Here is an 18,091-nt window from a genome sequence, read left to right as displayed (position 1 = left end):
TTATGCCGCGAAGCAGCGTCGAGTCAAAGGCGCATTATTCACCTTGGCCCAATTTTCCTTTCAATTTATCAAACAGCTTACTTTTTTGCTGCTCAACAACGTTGTTAAGTTGAGCTTGAAGCAGCTCCTGAAGGGCGGCACTGTCGCCTTGGGCTGCACTAAGCATACTGTTTACGTCAACAAGCTCGCCTGATAGCAATGATTGTTCGTTACTTATCATGCTGTTGAGTTTGTTGTTTAATTCATCCAGCTTGTCTTTTTGGCTGGCAGTAAGCTGTGAAAGCGCCGCTTTAGCCAGCTTATTATCCAGATCAGACTTAATGTTAAAGCCAGGGTCTGAAAGCGTGCCGTCTAGCAGCATCGTCATGTTTAGGCTGGTTAACGTTTGCAGTGCCTGCGCAATAGCACTGGTGATATCACTGGTGCCAGTTGCTTCCATAACGAGCTGCTGAAGGTCAACTTCGCCCGTACCGGTAAGCATGTTATCAGTGACTTTCATCGATCCATTGGTTTTCATCAGCGCTGATTTAAGCACCGCATTTAGTGTTTCATTACCGCTAAATGAAATGTTAGACATATTCACACCGGCTAGCTGCCATACTTGGCTAGCGTCAACCCCGTTGCCGTCAATCCAGAATTCACCGCTGGAAGTAAACGACTTTAGTAACTCGCCCGCTGCTTCAATAGTAAAGGTGGTGGGGTTACCGAATACTTCGTGAACGTTTGTAATGTTGTTCCATTTGCTGGTGATAGATTCATTTTGCCAAAGCACTGATACATTGGCTTCTTTCACCAAAATCGACGGCACTTCAGTCGGTGCTTCACTTTTTTCTTCACCTTGAATGAGCGGCATAACAATTTGCATTGCTGCCATAAGGTACTCAGTGTATTCCGCCGCTTTGTCGCCAAACACAAAGTAAGTGACTTGAGAAAGTGCCGCTTGGTCACCTGCAATTACCCCTTTCAGCAACGCGTAATCTTCTTGTGGCGCTTTCTTAAGTGCTTCAACACTTTCACTAAGGGCTTGTTTGGCATCACTCGCTTTTTCCGTGAAATTGCTAATAAGCGCGCGGTCTGCCTGCATTTCTTCTTTCAACTTATCAAATGAAGACTTTGCCTGTACCAAGGCTTGAGGGTCTTTGTAGTTCGTTTCTTTTAGCTGGGCTACCTGCGTTTTGTAGTACTCAATGCGCGACTTATCAGGTAAAGATTCATAGTCGTCTTTCAAACCTTTTCCATAGGTTTCGTAGGCAGACTTTGCATTTTCAATGGCAGCAGTGGTTTTTAGTGGATTGCGGGCGAGAAGTTCGTCAACCGTAGGCACGGCTTCTTTGGCTTTTGCTTTAATTTCGTCAAATGACAGTGAACGTTCTGGAACGCGATACACTTCACCTTCAGACTCGCGCTGTGTATCGAACTGCACTTTCAGTAAATCAAGATTGTTTACGATAACTTGATCATCTAACAGTGGCTTTAGCTCAACGTCTGCATGAGCTTCGCCTACAAAAACTTGGTTGTGAGTAGGCTTTGTGGGGTTGGTGAGTGCAATACCTTTCAGCGTAACAGTTGTTGGAAAAAGAGAGTGGTCGAACTCGTCGATATTCACTTCTGCTCCATAGGATTCGCCCAGCTTGGACTCAAGAATAGATTTGATGATGGTATTGGCGAACAGGAAATACACCAAAAATAGCAACACGAAAAAACCGACAACCCATAATAAAATAGGCTTACCCTTTGAACCACTGCTCATATTCAACTCCTTGATTTTTTGCGCGTCTGGCTTTTATTGCGCATAAGTCACTACTCTGGTGGCTAGTATATCGCTCAATAAAAAGTAATCGATTAACCGCCACTTATGGTGCCTCTGAGTGTAATGCACTCAGGTCTTTTCTTCCATACGCAGAAGGTAGGTGTATTGATTAAACCATGTGAGCTTTTAAACAACTTGACGTAAGAGAAGCAAAATTCGGCAAAGTTTACTTTTTTTAAAAGAAAATTACCGTGAGCTATGGAGTGGTAGCAGCAGTAAAGTGAGCCTGCTTCTCAATGCTTTGCAGCAAAGCGCTGCAGGCTCGTTGAAATGTAAAATGCTTTAAAGCTTAAAGCGGTTCGCAATGTCCATTATTGCTATACAGCTTGCGCGTAACGCCTGGCTCGCAGCTGCTAATTCATCTGCCGTTCTCAAGCTACTATCAGCAGCACCCGAAAGCGCATTGATGCGCATATTCGCTTCGGTAGCGGCTTCCGCTTGCTGCTCGGTAGCCCGCGCTATTTCGCTACTCATATCTGCAATTTCAGTCATTAAGCGATCAGCTTCTTGCAGATTTTGATTCGCCTGTATGGCGTTTTCTACCGTTTTGGTTGACGCTGACTGGCTTACTTTTACTGCATCTACTGCGCTTTTGGCATTACTTTGCAGCTTTTCTATCATCGCTTGGATTTCATCGGTACTTTGTCCGGTTCGACTTGCCAGTGTACGCACTTCATCAGCTACGACGGCGAAACCTCGTCCTTGCTCGCCAGCTCGCGCTGCTTCTATAGCAGCGTTAAGCGCCAGTAAGTTAGTTTGTTCGGCAATGCCGCGGATTACATCAAGTACAGCACCAATGCTTTCAGTCTGCGCAGCAAGTTCGGTAACAGCGCTACTTACGCTTTCAATATCAGAGGTAAGAGAGCGTATATCGTTTACGGTACTATCCACAACCGAGGCGCCGTTTTGCACGTTACCCCGCGCGCTGCTGGTACTCTTTTCTGCAGAATCTGCGTTATTGCTAACCTCATTTATCTGCGTTGTCATCTCTTCCATGGCAGCGGCAACTTGAAGCATATTTTCATTTTGCGTCTGTGCCTGAGCGTTACTATTTTTACTTGATGTTTCTACAAGTTCTGCTTGCTGGGTCAGTGAATTAATATTCTCACGGATCCCCAACAGAGAATGGCGCATTTTTTCGGTATATTCATTAAAGTAGCGTGCCAAACGCGTTACTTCATCTTGGCCAGTTTCAGGCAACGAGCGGGTGAGATCACCTTCTCCTTGTGAGATATCCTTCATTCGCTCACTTACTTCTTGAACCGGTTTCACTATGCTGCCGCCAATCACATAAACAAGCACCACAACTAGCACTATGCTAACCAGACAGAACACCGCAATCACATTGCGAAGATGAGCAAATTCTTTTTCAAGATTGGTAAGGTAGATACCAGAGCCCACTGTCCATCCCCACGGCTTGAACTCTTTAACGTAGGAAATTTTGTCGGTAGGTGACTCTTCACCGGGAAGCGGCCATACATAATCGACAAAACCTTCACCTTTCGATTTCACGTTTTGCGCCATTTCTATAAAGAAGGCTTTGCCGTTCCCGTCTTTAAAGGTTCGTAAATCTTGACCGTCAAGGGCGGGCTTGATGGGGTGCATAACCATAGATGGCGTTTGGTCTTGGATCCAAAAGTAGTTGCTGCCGTCGTATCGTAGCGCTTTGACGGCCTCTAACGCCTGTTGCTTAGCGGTTGCCTCGTCTACATCGGTGCGCGCCGCGAAGCTACTGAGCATGGTATGAACCACCTCGACCAAGTGCTGATTTTCATCATAAGACTTTTGCTTTAATGCTTCGTAATGCCTGTTTAAAACGACGGCAGTAAGAAGTATAAATAACAGCGTAATTAGGGCAACGATAATGCCCAAACGTTGAATTAAACTGAATTTTCTTAACCACATCGGCAAATACCTATTTATTTGTATTTTTGTTTTTTTAAAGTGTAGACGGTTTTTATACTTCTACTTATTACTCCAGAGTTAAATTAGACAAATGTACCAAAATTTTAGTGTGGCACTTTTGGGTGGTGTTTATTCAGCAATCTAAAGGCAGTCGAACTGTTGATTTAAGCTCTTTAAGCGAGATACTTGATGATATATCTGATATGCCGGGGAGTTTTCGCAGTACTGTATCTACAAAGTGGCCGTAATCATCCAAGTCTCTGGCCACTACTTGTAGTAAGAAATCAGCGCCACCTGTGATGTTGTGGCAGCTTAAAACGTTGTCGCAGCGTTGAATAATATCAATAAAGTCACTCGTTGTTTTTGTGTCATGGGCTGTGTAAGTGAGCTGTACAAACGCCAGCACGCCATACCCTAGCTTTCGTTTGTTCAGGTTCGCTTGGTAACTCTCAATGTATCCTTCACTCTCTAATCGTTTTACGCGTCTCCAGCAGGGTGTTTCACTCATATTGAGCTTTTCAGCCAACTTGGCGTTCGACAATTTTCCGTCCTTTTGAAGTAAGGCTAAAATTTTCTTATCAACATTATCCATGCTCTTCTTTACGTCCTATTTGATGGATTCTTTCCTCAATTAAATACCAATTAAAAGCTTCTTTCAATTTGGGCTATCTAAGCTAAATAGAAAGCAAGGTTATTTCGCGAGCACTCTTTTAGAATTAGTCACAATGGTGTGAACACTTATTAGTCTTATTTTGGAGGGCTGTAATCATGAAAGCTGTGGTATTTGAATCGTTTGGTGGAAAATTAAATATTCAGGACGTAAAGAAGCCCATGCCAAAATCTCACGGGGTAGTGATACGAGTAAAAGCCACAGGCGTGTGCCGCAGCGATTGGCATGGCTGGATGGGACATGATGATGGAATAAACTTACCTCATGTACCGGGTCATGAATTTGCTGGTGTTGTCGAGTCCGTTGGAAGCGATGTAAAGCGATTCAAAGCGGGCGATAAAGTTACGGTTCCTTTTATTAGTGCGTGTGGAAGATGTTCAGAATGCTCTTCGGGTAATCACCAGGTGTGTGGTAACCAAACACAGCCGGGCTTTACTCACTGGGGCTCGTTTGCAGAATATGTAGAAATCGATTTTGGAGACGTTAATCTGGTTCATCTCCCTGAAGAAATAGACTACGTGACTGCGGCTAGCTTGGGTTGCCGTTTTGCTACATCATTTCGCGCAGTGGTTGACCAAGGTAAGGTGAGCGCTGGGCAATGGGTCGCTGTTCACGGCTGTGGTGGCGTTGGGCTATCTGCTGTGATGATTGCATCGAGTATTGGCGCAAACGTTATTGCCGTTGATATTTCGGATGACGCACTAGCATTGGCGAAAAAGTTAGGCGCTGATGTAGTGATTAATGCTAAGAATGAAAAGGATGTGTCTGCGACAATCAAGCGCCTTTCATTAGGCGGTGCGCACGTGTCAATTGACGCCTTAGGAAATCCTATTACCTGTGTAAATTCAGTAAACAGCCTAAGAAAGCGCGGCAAGCATGTCCAAGTTGGTCTGCTGTTAGCTGAACAGTCAACGCCTCCTATTCCTATGGATGCGGTCGTTGCACATGAGCTTGAAGTAATAGGTAGTCACGGTATGCAGGCGTATCGTTACGAGGCCATGTTTGGCATGATCGCCACAAAAAAGCTGAATCCCCAAGCCCTGATTGGAAAGATAATTTCACTTCAAGAAGCGCCTAAAGCGTTGACTGAAATGGACAAATATTCACAACCTGGCGTGACCGTTGTTTCTTTTGATGAAAAGTGAAAAACAGGGCTTGTTGAGCAGCGTGTGAAATGTCATCTAACGTACTGAATACGTAGCTTGACAGAGAATCAAAAAAACTTTGCTGGTAGGGGCTTGGCAGGGCGATTTTGTGTGCTACCATCCGCGCAAATTTGGCACTGTCGTGATCTTCATCCAAAAGTATAAAGTTAAAAAGAAGAACGACAGGTCAACGCAGGGTTTCGACCTTGCTTGTTTTTTAGCCGCTTCCATGTAACCGTGAGCAGTCTTACACGGCGGGAACGCTTTTTGTTACAGCTATTTCTATGAAAGGGTTGCAATGCTCATTAACGACACACTTCATACAACTTCACCCCTACGCCAGCGTATAAGAGACTACTATCGCATTAGTGAGTCGGTGGCTGTGGATCAAATCCTTCCCATTGCCGAGGTAAACCCACGTGCACGAAGCCGTGCATGGGAACGCGCACGAAAGATGGTGCTTCAAATTCGCCGAGAGCAAGAAGGGCACGGTGGTGTTGACGCATTATTAAATGAATACTCGCTATCTACAGCAGAAGGTGTGGTATTGATGTGCTTGGCTGAAGCCTTGCTGCGTGTTCCAGACAAAGCCACTCAAGATGAGCTTATTCGTGACAAACTGTCTCAGGGACAGTGGACACCTCACTTGGGGAATTCAGAGTCGTTATTTGTTAACGCATCGGCGTGGGGCTTGTTGTTTACGGGCAACATGGTGAACTATGCCGACAAGCGCAAGAAAGAACAGTTTGGCTTATTAAAACAAACCCTTGGCCGCTTGGGTGAACCTGTTATTCGCCGCGCCATGAACATTGCGATGCGCGTTATGGGTCGTCAGTTCGTTATGGGCGAAACCATTGAAGATGCGGTAGATCGCGCCAAAGAGAAAGAAACCAAAGGGTACGTATATTCTTACGATATGCTAGGCGAAGGCGCACGCACTATGCGCGACGCTGAGCGTTACTACGATGCATACGTAAAAGCAATAAAAGTAATCGGTAAAGCGGCTAACGGACGCGGTCCTAAGCGTTCACCGGGAATATCGGTAAAGCTTTCTGCTATTCACCCGCGCTTTGAGTTTTCTCACCGCGAACGCGCCATGGCAGACATTCCGCCGCGCTTAAAAGCGCTGTGTATGATGGCGAAAGAATACGATATCGGTTTAACCGTAGATGCTGAAGAAGCTGACCGTTTAGAGCTTTCTCTAGATATTATTGAAGCCGTATTTCGCGATGAAGACCTAAATGGTTGGACAGGCTTTGGCTTGGCCGTACAGGCCTACCAAAAACGCGCAATCCACGTTATAGAACACTTGCGAGAACTTACCCTAGAGGTAGGTCGTCCGCTAATGGTGCGTTTGGTTAAAGGCGCTTATTGGGATACTGAGATTAAGCTTACTCAACAAGCGGGCCTTGAAGAGTTCCCTGTATTTACCCGTAAGTCGTCAACAGATGTATCATACCATGCCTGTGCGAACCGTCTACTTGAGTATCGCGACACCATTTACCCGCAGTTTGCGACGCACAATGCCTACACAGCGTCTGTTATTGTTGAGCTTGCTGGTGACGACAAAGAAGGTTTTGAGTTCCAGTGTCTGCACGGTATGGGCGATACCCTTTACGATCAGGTGGTAACACAGGATAAAATTCAGTGCCGTGTTTATGCACCTGTAGGTGAACACGAAGATTTATTGGCCTACCTTGTACGTCGTCTTCTTGAAAACGGCGCGAACTCGTCGTTTGTAAACGCCATCGTTGACGATGAAAAACCGGTTGAGTCTTTGCTTGAAGATCCGGTAGAGAAAACACAACGCCTGAAAGTACGCTATAACAAGTTAATCAAAACCCCACGTGGGCTGTATGCGCCAGAGCGCGATAACTCGCGAGGTCTAGACCTTACCGACACCAATGCGGTAACGGCGCTTAAACATGAACTTGAACGTTGGCAGGATTACTACAAAGTGACCGGTGAAGTGCCAGAAGGTGCGACAGCGGTACTTAGCCCAACTAACCACAACGACGTGGTAGGTTATCACCATTACGCTACGCCTGATGATATGCGCAAAGCATTAGATGAAGCCGAAGCTGGGTTTGAAGCATGGTCTAAACGCGATGTAAGCGAGCGCGCTGAAATACTTAATCGAACAGCAGATGCGCTTGAGCGCCACATGGCAGAACTTATCGCTATCTGTATGCGTGAAGCCGGTAAAGTAGCGCAAGACAGTATTGATGAAGTGCGTGAAGCCGTTGATTTCTGTCGCTACTACGCGGCGCGTGCAGAAGAGCTTGCTGAAGATCAACGCTTACTTCCTCGTGGTGTTGTGCTTTGTATTAGCCCGTGGAACTTCCCACTAGCTATCTTCTTAGGCCAAGTGGCAGCGGCACTTGTAACAGGTAACACGGTTATTGCTAAGCCTGCTGAACAAACCAGCATTATTGCGCAGCGTGCGGTAGATATTATGCACTCGGTAGGCCTGCCAGAAGACGCATTGAAACTTATCGTATCGCCTGGTAAAGAAGTGGGCGAAACCCTTCTACCAGACGAGCGCATTAAAGCGGTAATGTTCACAGGTTCAACGCAAACCGGTACGTTAATTTCTCAAGTGCTTGCAGAACGTGGTGGCGAACAGGTGCCATTGATTGCAGAGACGGGCGGTCAAAACTGTATGATTGTTGATTCAACTGCACTGCCAGAGCAGGTAGTTGATGACGTGATCCACTCTGGTTTCCAAAGTGCCGGTCAGCGCTGTTCAGCGCTTCGCGTATTGTTCGTACAAGATGAAATTGCTGATGACCTTATCGAAATGCTAACCGGCGCCATGAAAGAGCTTACCGTTGGTGACCCAACGCAGCTTGCTACCGATGTAGGCCCTGTTATTGATGAGAAGGCGCTTAAGAGCCTAACCGATCACCAAGAGTATATGGAAGATAAAGCTAAGCTGCTTTATCGCAATGAAATGCCAGCAGGCTTTGAAAACGGTACTTTCTTTGCGCCGACCTTATATGAAATCAAGAACATTGATGTGCTTGAAAAAGAAGTGTTCGGCCCTGTGGTACATATTGTTCGCTTTAAGTCGAAAGACCTTGATAGTGTGCTAGAGCAAATCAATGGTACAGGTTACGGCCTAACTATGGGCATTCACTCGCGTATTGAAGAGCGTGCTAACGAACTAGCAGCCAAGAGCCGCGCGGGTAACGTATACATTAACCGCAACATGATTGGCGCTATTGTTGGCGTTCAGCCTTTCGGTGGACGTGGATTGTCTGGTACAGGTCCAAAAGCGGGTGGTCCTAATTATCTGCCTCGTTTAATGATGGAACGTGCCACACCTAAGCCATCGCACATTGATGATGTAGATGGTACTGATGCAGCGCTTGTCGGTGATGAAAAGATTGCCGAGCGTGCGCACGTAATGATGGATAAAGCGAAAGCGGTAGAAGTGCAGTGGCGTCATACGCCGTTGAATGACCGTATTTCTATGGTACGTCAGCTTCTCGCTAAAATTGCGAAAGTGGACATCGTTGACGAGCTTGCTGATGACTTGAACCGTACGCTTGCGACGGCGCGTCAGCAGTTAACCAGTGTTGAACGCAAGCTAGCCAAGCCACAAACCTTGCCGGGGCCAACAGGTGAATCGAACAAGCTTTACCTAGAGCCTCGCGGGATCTTGGTGTGTTTTGCCGATAAAGAAGTAACCTTTGAATACTGGTTACTGTCTATTGTGACCGCGCTATCAACGGGTAACCCGGTAGTATCAGTTGTGTCTGAAATCTTCTATGAAGAAGCCGTTGAAATTCAAAACAAGTTTGAATCAACTGGCGCACCAAAAGGCTTATTCCAGGTAGCGCGTCTTGCGCATCTAGATACCTTGCTAATGGATGAAGATTTATCTGGCGTGGTGGTCGACTCTGGTACTGAACGTACTGCGCGTATTACAGCAATGCTGTCATCTCGCGAAGGCGCTATCTTGCCGGTTATCACAGCTGAATATAACGATAACCTTATTCAGCGTTTGATGACCGAAAAAACCATCAGTATTGATACTACGGCATCAGGTGGTAACACATCGTTGATGACCCTAGTTGAAGATGATGAATAAGCGGTAATACTTGCGGTAAATACCGACTTGGCAAGATAGCGATTTAATTGAGAGCTATCTTCACAACATGTCATTCAAAGGCCAGCGTTAAGCTGGCCTTTTTAATACCTTATTCTTACCTTTCTCATTTATTTCTAATTCCTTGCTCTTTCCTTAACCGGACCTTAACCCTGCGTTTGAAATACTCGTGTCAGTTAATTTAAAAAAGCTGCGCATAGACCTTCGAAAGTAGCCTGTGCGCCAAATAATAGGCACAAGTCATGGGCAAGATAAAACTGACGGTAAATAGCATTACCCTTTGCATTTTGCTGTCTGCATGTACAAGTACTGATGACAGAGCGTTGAGCGAATCGGCATCGTCGTCAACGGGTAACAACGTTGTGTGGCAGTCTCAAGCACAGCAACAAGAATCAACACAAACCTTGCTGCTGAATTCGGACACGACGTTAACCGATGTCATTGATATCAAAGAGTTACCTCACTTAGCCGGTTACATTGATGAAGCCCTGTCTTCTAATGCTAGTCTGCAGCAGTCGTTAATAACGCTTAGAAAAGCACAAGTAGCCATTGATAGTGCAAAAGCGGATAGGAACCTTAATGTTGACGCGAGCTTCTCTGCGTCAAAAAGTGAAACCACCAATAGCAGTGCATCTACCAGCTCAAATACCAACTCCAGTACGAGCTCTAATTCGAGCAGTCCGAGCTATAGTGCGAGCATGAATGTCAGTTGGGAGCTCGACCTATGGCAAAAAATCAGCGATGGAATAAGTGCAGCAAACTTAGATGCAGCAAGTGCCAGAGCCAGCTATCAGTCTGCCAGAGATTCTCTGGTCGCTAACGTAGTAAGAAGCTATATCGACGTACTCACTCAGCAGCAATTACTGAATATTGAGCAGTCTCGGTTAACAGTACTAGAAAATAACGAAGCCGTTATTTTAAAGCGCTATAGCACCGGGCTAGGAAGCCTAGACGATTTAGATACTGCGCGTACAAGCAGTGCAAATACTCGCGCTACTATTGCCCAATATGAAAATGCACTTTTAACAGCAAAGCGCACGTTGGCCGTACTCTTAGGCAGACAAAACCAATCGCTAAACGAGCTCAACACTCAAGTTAGTTTTCCCGACGTGTTATTGCCGCTAACAACTTTGCCGAAACAGGATCTGGCACGTAGACCCGATCTTCAGGCGGCCTTTTATGCGTTAAAAGCAACAGAGTTTGAAGTCGATGTGGCGTACAAAGCCCTGTTGCCAAGCATTAGCTTGTCTGCATCCCTTTCTGATAATGCCTCTACACCTTCACAAGCTTTGTTTACTAACCCTTTGTGGAGTTTGCTTGGACAGATGACCGCGCCACTGTTTCAGGGGGGCGCTTTAAGGGCGCAAGTTGAAGATGCAAAGCTAACCTCAGCCAATGCCTGGTGGCAGTATCGCGAAACGTTATTAACGGCGGTACAGGAAACCCAAAATGCGCTGGATAGCGAGACTGCGTTGAGTGCTCGAATTAGCCACACCAACGTGGCGTTAGCAAATGCAGAGCGCAGCGTCTCTACCATTGAAGGTCAATATCGACAGGGCCTCGCTGACATCTTGGACTTACTTTCCGTATATGACACGCGCTTTAACTTACAAGCTCAGGCAGTTGAGCTGCACGCCCAGAAATTACAAAACCGAATTGACTTAGGCCTAGCCCTTGGCCTTGGAGTGTCACAATGAGAAACAAACGAATTATTGTAACCTTACTCGCCGCTGCAAGTATTGCGCTAGCGGTTATGTATACCATGATGAATATGGGTGCCCAACATCCCGGCGCAAAACCGCAGACCGAATCAAAACCAACGTCTCCAGCAATTTCCGCGAATGCTGAGCAACCACAAAATGCCGCTCAGGCAAAGAAAACTGCAGGTGGTGAAAGGCCAGCAGCATTACCTACTGCCGATAGCGGTGTGAACAGGCTTAACAAGGCAAGCGACACGTCATCAGTGAATACCACTAATCGCAGCCCAAAGGGAGAACAAAGCGGCAATACTCAGCTGGCTCAAGTAGGCGTTATTGATGTAACCGCCGACAGCTATAACGCTAAGGTGAGGGGGTATGGTCAGGTTGTTCCGCAAGATAGCTTGAGCTTAGTCGCACAGGTTAGTGGTCAAGTTACTGATATATCTTCGTCTTTTAAAACTGGTGCCCTAGTGGCAAATAACACGGTATTGGCACGTATTGATGACACCAACTATCAACAGGCGTTAGCAAGTGCAAATGCTACCTATCAAGCGGCTGTTGTAAGTCTAGAAGAAGAGCGATTACAGGGTATTCAAGCGAAAGATGAATGGACACGTTCAGGGCTTGATGGTGAACCTTTATCGGCATTAGTACTGCGTGAGCCACAGCTAAAGGCGGCTCAGGCCACTTTGGATGAAGCCGAGCAAAGTGTAAATTCAGCCAAGCGAGATTTGGCGTTTACCTCGTTACGTGCACCTTTTAATGCATTGGTGGTCAGCCGTGACATTGCGCTAGGGAGCTATGTTCAAGCTGGAAGTGCGGTCGCCACACTCTATTCTGCAGATATTGCCGAAGTGGCTATTGGCCTTTCACCTAGCCAATGGGCTCAACTACCTTCTGGTGATGAAACGCAGTTGTCTGGTGATGCCTCCCTTAACTGGCCGGTAACGCTTACCGATACCACTACGGGAAATACCTGGGTTGCCAATATCGTTCGCGCTGAATGGCATCAAAGTGATACAACGCGTCAGCGTAACGCCATAGCGGTTATTGAAAAGCCGTTAGCATACTCAACGCCTCTTTTATTCGGCAGCTTTGTGCAGGCAGATATTGAAGGAAGAGCTCTCGACAATGTCTGGAAACTGCCGGCTTCTGCTATCTCGCAAAAGCAAGAAGTATGGTTAGTAATGCCATCTACCGGGCAGTTGGCAAAGTTCACGCCTTCGGTTCTGTTTGAAAGCGAAGGTTATGCCTACATCACCCCACCAAAAACCAGTGATGTTACGGGCGATATTGTGAGTAATGTTGCGGGTAAAACCTCGGGTAACGCTAGCGGCAACAGCATGTCAGAACAGGTTGGCGAAATACGCCAAGCGCTGGTGGTTGCGCGCCCTTTAAACAGCTATCTGGTGAATACCAAAGTATTGCCTGTAGTGGAAGGACAAACAGGAGGGCAAGCTGATGACAAATAATCGAAACGGCGCGCCGTTTGATGGTGGCGAGAGTCCGAATGGTAATAGGAATGGTGGGAATAACTCCCGGGGAATTATCGCTTGGTTTGCGCAGAACTCAGTAGCGGCCAATTTGCTCATGGTCAGCCTTATTGTGCTTGGCTTGGTTTCCATGAACGATATCCGCAAAGAGGCATTTCCAAGTATGGAGCCACGCTTTGTTACCATTTCAATGACATACGATAGTGGTGACCCTAAACAAGCAGAAGAAGGGATAGCTATCAAAATTGAAACCGCGCTGGAGGCAATCCCGGGGATTAAGCGAATTACCTCTACCTCGAACGCCAGCGGCGCCAGTGTGCAGGTAGAAAAAGAAACCGAATACGATTTAGACACGCTTTTCAACGACATCAAAACCGAAGTAGATAGTATTTCTAACTTCCCGTCGGATGCTGAAAACCCTGTTATCAGCAAAGCACGCCGACAAGAACACGCTATTTGGGTGCAGCTTTATGGTGACGTCGATCACGCTTCGCTTCAATACTTGGGTGAACAATTAGAGCGAGATTTACTGGCAACAGATGACATTCGCGAAGTCAGCGCAGGCAGCTTTGTCGACCCTATGATGTCTATTGAAATAGACGAAGGTAAGCTTCAAGCCTACGGATTAACGCTGTCAGACGTGGCTGATGCCGTTAACCAGGAGTCGAATACCGCGCTTACGACCAGCTTGCGCAACAAAGAAAAAGTGATTCGTTTAAAAGCGTCTGAACAGTCTTACTGGGCGAAAGATTTTGCCAACATCCCCCTCATTACCGATACCAATGGCGTCATACTCACCGTTGGCGATGTTGCTACAGTGCGCGATATGTTTGCCGACGACAGCTATCACTTGTCACGTTACAACGGTACCAATGGCTATGGAATTCAGGTGCTTATGGACGAATATGGTGACGTAACAAAAATGGTACAGCAGGCTCACGAAGTAGTGGACGCATGGCACGAAAAAGGCTTGCTACCTGAAGGCGTAGAGCTTGAAACCTGGTATGACAAAAGCACGCTTATTACCGAGCGATTGACGTTACTTACCAGTAATGCGCTTATGGGCATTGTGTTGGTATTTGTTACTCTTGCCGTGTTTCTAAATTTACGCGTGGCATTTTGGGTGGCGGCAGGCTTGCCCTTTATCTTCTTCGGTACCTTGTACTTCATGACCGACAGCTATACGGGAATGACGCTAAACGAAATGACCACATTCGGTTTTATCATGGCCCTTGGCATTGTGGTGGACGATGCCGTGGTGGTGGGGGAAAGCGTGTATGCCACGCGTAAGCAGCATGGCGATACGCTTCAAAATACCATCTTAGGTACCCATAAGGTGGCGGTTCCCACACTGTTTGGTGTGCTAACCACAGTGGCCACTTTTTTCGCATTATCGAACGTATCGGGCGGCTTAGGTACGCTTTATTCTCAGTTCGGCACTATCGTTACCTTGTGTTTGTTGCTGTCGGTGGTGGAATCGAAGCTGATCTTACCTTCTCATTTAGCCCACCTGCCAACCAAGCAAAAAGCGCGGAGGGGATTAGGTAGCGTATGGAACAAAGTGCAGCAAAAAGCGGATGGTGGACTTCAGTGGTTTAACTATCGCGTGTATCAGCGCCTATTGAAAGTCACCGTAGCCTACCGTTATGCCGCTGTATTGTTGTTTATTGCCTTATTTGTCATGGTGGTTAGCCTACCGCTTACAGGTGCGGTAAGAGTAAGCTTCTTCCCCAGCATGCAGGGCGACACGGTTTCGGCCAATATGTCGCTTTACAGCGATGCCAGCTATGGACAGAACGAACGCAACTTAATGCTGCTAGAGAAAAATGCGCTAGAGGCAGACCGCCAATTAACCCAAGAAAATGGCGCAGATAAAAGTGGCATTAGCAGTTTGCAAGTGACGGCGAGTGGCGATCAAAGCGGCACAATCACCATTTCACTTGATGAAGACTCCTCTTATTCTCTTGATGAATTGTCGGCACGCTGGAATGCGTTAACTGGCAATTTAGAAGGCGTAAAAAGTCTAAAAATACGCTCACGCCGAGAGATGGTCGACGGGTTTAACGTTGAAATTAAAAGCATTAACGACGATACCCTGACGGCGGCTAACGATGCCTTTATTGAAGTACTTAACAATATCGATGGTGTATATGCAGTTGAGAGTTCGCTGACACCCGGCGAAGCCATGATGCGCTTTGAACTTACCCCCGAAGGACGAGCGTTGGGGTTGAATACGCAAAGCCTATCGCAGCAACTGTTAAAAGCATTTGGTGGCGAAATTGTTCAGCGCTATTTGCGCGATAAAAACGAAGTAAAAGTGCGGGTGCGTTATCCTGAACAAGACAGAATGAATCCGTCTGATGTAATGAACACGCAAGTGCGTCTGGACGATGGCACCGTAGTACCGCTTTCTGTAGTGGCTAACGTTATTCAAGATGTGCAAGAAAAACAGGTGGTACGTATAGACGGCCTACGCGCCCTAACGGTTAGCGCGTCAGTGGATAGCGATGTTATTACCTCTACCGAACTGGTGAATTACTTAAACAACGAGTTTGTTCCTCAGCTATCGCGTCAATATCAGGACTTATCGCTTTATTTTGCCGGTGAGGCTGAGCAGCAAGCTGAAACGCAAAGCTCTATGCAGAGCGTGTTTATATTAGCCTTGTTGTCTATTTTTGCGTTGTTGGCGATTCCGCTTAAATCCTACGTACAGCCGCTTATTATTATGACCGCCATCCCCTTTGGTATAGTCGGAGCCATTATCGGCCACTGGTCGAATGGATTAATGATAAGTCTGCTCTCGCTGAACGGCATATTGGCGCTTAGCGGTGTGGTGGTTAACGACAGCTTGTTGTTGGTTTCACGATTCAACGCTTTGCGAGAAGAAGGTGTGCCGGTGGAAACGGCAGTTATTGAAGCTTGTACCAGTCGCTTGCGAGCTGTGTTGTTGACCTCAATTACCACCTTTGTAGGCTTATATCCCATATTGGGCGAAACTTCGGTACAAGCGCAGTTCTTAATTCCGGCAGCTGCGTCGCTGGGTTACGGTATATTGTTTGCCACCGTCATCACACTTTTATTAATACCCGCATTACTGTTAATTTATGACGATGTAAGCTGTCTAATGGCAAAGCATTTGGTAAAACCTTTAACGGAGAATACGGCTAATGATCCGCGTGTTACTAGTGGAAGATGATATGGGCCTGGCGGGCAATATTATCGACTATTTAGAGCTTGAAGACATGGTATGTGACCACGCTGCAAACGGTGTAGCTGCGCTGTCTCTTATCCAAAAGCATCCGTTTGATGTTGTGGTGCTGGACATTAATTTACCGCGACTTGATGGCTTAAGCGTATGTGAGAGGGTGCGGGAAGACGGCAACGATACGCCTATTATTATGCTAACCGCCCGTGACCAGTTGGAAAACAAGCTAGAAGGGTTTCAAAAAGGCGCCGATGATTATTTAGTGAAGCCGTTTGACATGCCTGAACTGGTTGCTCGCGTTTTTGCACTGGCGCACAGGCGTTCATCACAGGTGAAAAAGCTGCGCTTTGGCAACGTAAGTTTAGCAATGGGAAGCGACGTAGTAAGTGTTGAGAACGTGCCTATTAAGTTAAGCCCCACAGCATTTACGCTGCTAAAGGCATTGTTACAGCAACAAGGAAAAGTTATGCCACGGGAGCGTCTTCTCGATGCGGTTTGGGGAGAAGATGCGCCAGAGAGCAATGCGCTTAAAGTACATCTTCATAATTTGCGTAAATCACTGGTGCAAGCGAATGCCAGCATTGAGGTAAAAGCAGTAGCCGGCACAGGCTTTTGTGTGACGTTAAAACCAGAACAGTCCAGTTCAGTGCAAAGTACAAGCGCGGAACCAAAAAGTACAAATAAAGGAAACGAACAGTGGTAAATGGCCTTCGCATCAGCTTAAGACGCTACGTCTTGTGGTCGCTATTAAGTTTGGCCGCCGTAGTTATCGTGCTCTTTTCAATACAAAGCAGCGATAGCTTTTTCGATGGTATGGACGGCATGCTGAGAAATACCATGATACGGGCGGCAGAAAGCGCAGAGCTTGATGACAACAAGCATGCTCAAATTCTCGATTTACATGTTTTTGCGAACTACGAGAGTTTGCCTGACGAAGTGAAGCAGAGCTTTTCCAAAGAGAGCTTTATACCGTTTTCACTTATGAAAGATATCAACAAACCTGATTGGTTTTCCCGTCCTATTTCGGCTCACTTTGCCGTGTTAGTTCCGTTAGAAAATGGAGAATCGCGATACGTTACCCAAGTGTTTGTTGCGCCACCTTCTGACGGCAAAAAACACTTTAGAATAAACCATGTTATTTACAGCGCCATTGTGGGCGTAGTTGCTCTGGTTTCGTTTTTTGTCGCCTTGCTTTTTCTTATGCGCAGCGTGTCTCGCCCCATAGAGTCATTGCAGAGGTGGGCGGCGTCTTTGGATGAACAAGAGCTCGATAAGCCTATCCCGGAGTTTCGTTATAAGGAACTTAACGCGCTAGCAGGGATGATACATGGCAGTTTGCAAAACGTGCGCAACACCCTAAATCGAGAACGGGAATTTGTTAACCATGCGAGTCACGAGCTTAGAACGCCGATTGCCGTCATTAGAAGTAGCGCGGCATTACTGCACAGAGTGATCGATAGTGAAAATACTAAAGGCAATAACGCGCTTGCGCGGGTGGATCATGCCTCAAAAACCATGGCAGATTTGACCGAAACTCTACTTTGGTTAGGAAGAAATGAAGAAGCAGCTTTACCCAAAGAAAAGGTTAACCTTAAAGCAATGGTTGAGGCTCTAAGCCAAGATTTAATGTATTTGCTGTCGGGAAAAGACGTGAGTGTGCAGCTGCAATTGAGCGATTGTGAGTTAACGCTTGCGAAAACGGCGAGCGAAATTGTGATAGGAAATGTGATTCGAAACGCTTATCAGCACACGCAGCAAGGAAAAGTCACAATAAGTCTTTCAGATGCAACGCTCACCGTGCTCAACGAAGAGGACGGCCTTGAAGAAGAGGCGCTTAACGAAAAAGGCCAAGCGACTTTATCTGCGCCGACTATCAGTGAGTTAGATGGCGGATTTGGAATAGGGTTAAAACTCATTGATAAGCTTTGTGCGAAGCTTAAATGGGGTTATGCACATGAGAGGATAACAGCCCGAGGTTCACATGATGACCAAGGTGATGTTTCTCGTATGAAAAGAGGATATAGAGTGGTGCTTACGGTACGATAATAG

10 protein-coding genes are annotated in these 18,091 nt (G+C 46.5%); 7 read left to right on the top strand and 3 right to left on the bottom strand.

The window, feature by feature from the left end; translation table 11 throughout:
* Positions 1-34 precede the first annotated feature (34 nt).
* From BZA03_RS08890 to BZA03_RS08880, 3 genes are all read right to left on the bottom strand, one after another.
* Positions 35-1,750 carry a TIGR03545 family protein gene (locus BZA03_RS08890; protein ID WP_039224435.1) on the bottom strand — a complete coding sequence of 572 codons (1,716 nt, stop codon included), beginning with the start codon at positions 1,748-1,750 and terminating at the stop codon, positions 35-37.
* 342 nt (positions 1,751-2,092) lie between these two features.
* Positions 2,093-3,715 carry a methyl-accepting chemotaxis protein gene (locus BZA03_RS08885; RefSeq protein ID WP_110288547.1) on the bottom strand — a complete coding sequence of 541 codons (1,623 nt, stop codon included), beginning with the start codon at positions 3,713-3,715 and terminating at the stop codon, positions 2,093-2,095.
* A gap of 133 nt (positions 3,716-3,848) precedes the next feature.
* Positions 3,849-4,307, bottom strand: a complete 459-nt coding sequence (locus tag BZA03_RS08880; RefSeq protein WP_110288546.1) for an Lrp/AsnC family transcriptional regulator — start codon at positions 4,305-4,307, stop codon at positions 3,849-3,851.
* A gap of 176 nt (positions 4,308-4,483) precedes the next feature.
* Between BZA03_RS08880 and BZA03_RS08875 the strand changes: the two genes are divergently transcribed.
* The 7 genes from BZA03_RS08875 to BZA03_RS08840 all read left to right on the top strand — a co-directional run bounded on the left by BZA03_RS08875 (position 4,484) and on the right by BZA03_RS08840 (position 18,088).
* Positions 4,484-5,530, top strand: coding sequence for a zinc-dependent alcohol dehydrogenase family protein (locus BZA03_RS08875; protein WP_039224438.1), 1,047 nt, complete (start codon positions 4,484-4,486; stop codon positions 5,528-5,530).
* A gap of 298 nt (positions 5,531-5,828) precedes the next feature.
* Positions 5,829-9,626: a bifunctional proline dehydrogenase/L-glutamate gamma-semialdehyde dehydrogenase PutA gene (putA, locus tag BZA03_RS08865; RefSeq protein ID WP_039217490.1), complete on the top strand. Its 3,798-nt coding sequence runs from the start codon at positions 5,829-5,831 to the stop codon at positions 9,624-9,626.
* Positions 9,627-9,886: 260 nt separating this feature from the next.
* Positions 9,887-11,341, top strand: coding sequence for an efflux transporter outer membrane subunit (locus BZA03_RS08860; protein ID WP_110288545.1), 1,455 nt, complete (start codon positions 9,887-9,889; stop codon positions 11,339-11,341).
* Positions 11,338-12,816: an efflux RND transporter periplasmic adaptor subunit gene (locus tag BZA03_RS08855; RefSeq protein WP_110288544.1), complete on the top strand. Its 1,479-nt coding sequence runs from the start codon at positions 11,338-11,340 to the stop codon at positions 12,814-12,816. The genes BZA03_RS08860 and BZA03_RS08855 overlap by 4 nt, the downstream gene beginning before the upstream one ends.
* Positions 12,806-16,033, top strand: coding sequence for an efflux RND transporter permease subunit (locus BZA03_RS08850; protein ID WP_110288543.1), 3,228 nt, complete (start codon positions 12,806-12,808; stop codon positions 16,031-16,033). The genes BZA03_RS08855 and BZA03_RS08850 overlap by 11 nt, the downstream gene beginning before the upstream one ends.
* Positions 16,005-16,745, top strand: a complete 741-nt coding sequence (locus tag BZA03_RS08845) for a response regulator transcription factor (protein WP_110288542.1) — start codon at positions 16,005-16,007, stop codon at positions 16,743-16,745. Before BZA03_RS08850 ends, BZA03_RS08845 begins: the two co-directional genes overlap by 29 nt.
* Positions 16,739-18,088, top strand: coding sequence for a HAMP domain-containing sensor histidine kinase (locus BZA03_RS08840; protein ID WP_110288541.1), 1,350 nt, complete (start codon positions 16,739-16,741; stop codon positions 18,086-18,088). The genes BZA03_RS08845 and BZA03_RS08840 overlap by 7 nt, the downstream gene beginning before the upstream one ends.
* The last annotated feature ends 3 nt before the right edge of the window (positions 18,089-18,091 follow it).

The sequence above is a fragment of the Alteromonas sp. I10 genome (assembly GCF_003201515.1).
GTDB lineage: Bacteria > Pseudomonadota > Gammaproteobacteria > Enterobacterales > Alteromonadaceae > Alteromonas > Alteromonas macleodii.
This window is presented reverse-complemented; position numbering and strand designations above follow the sequence as displayed.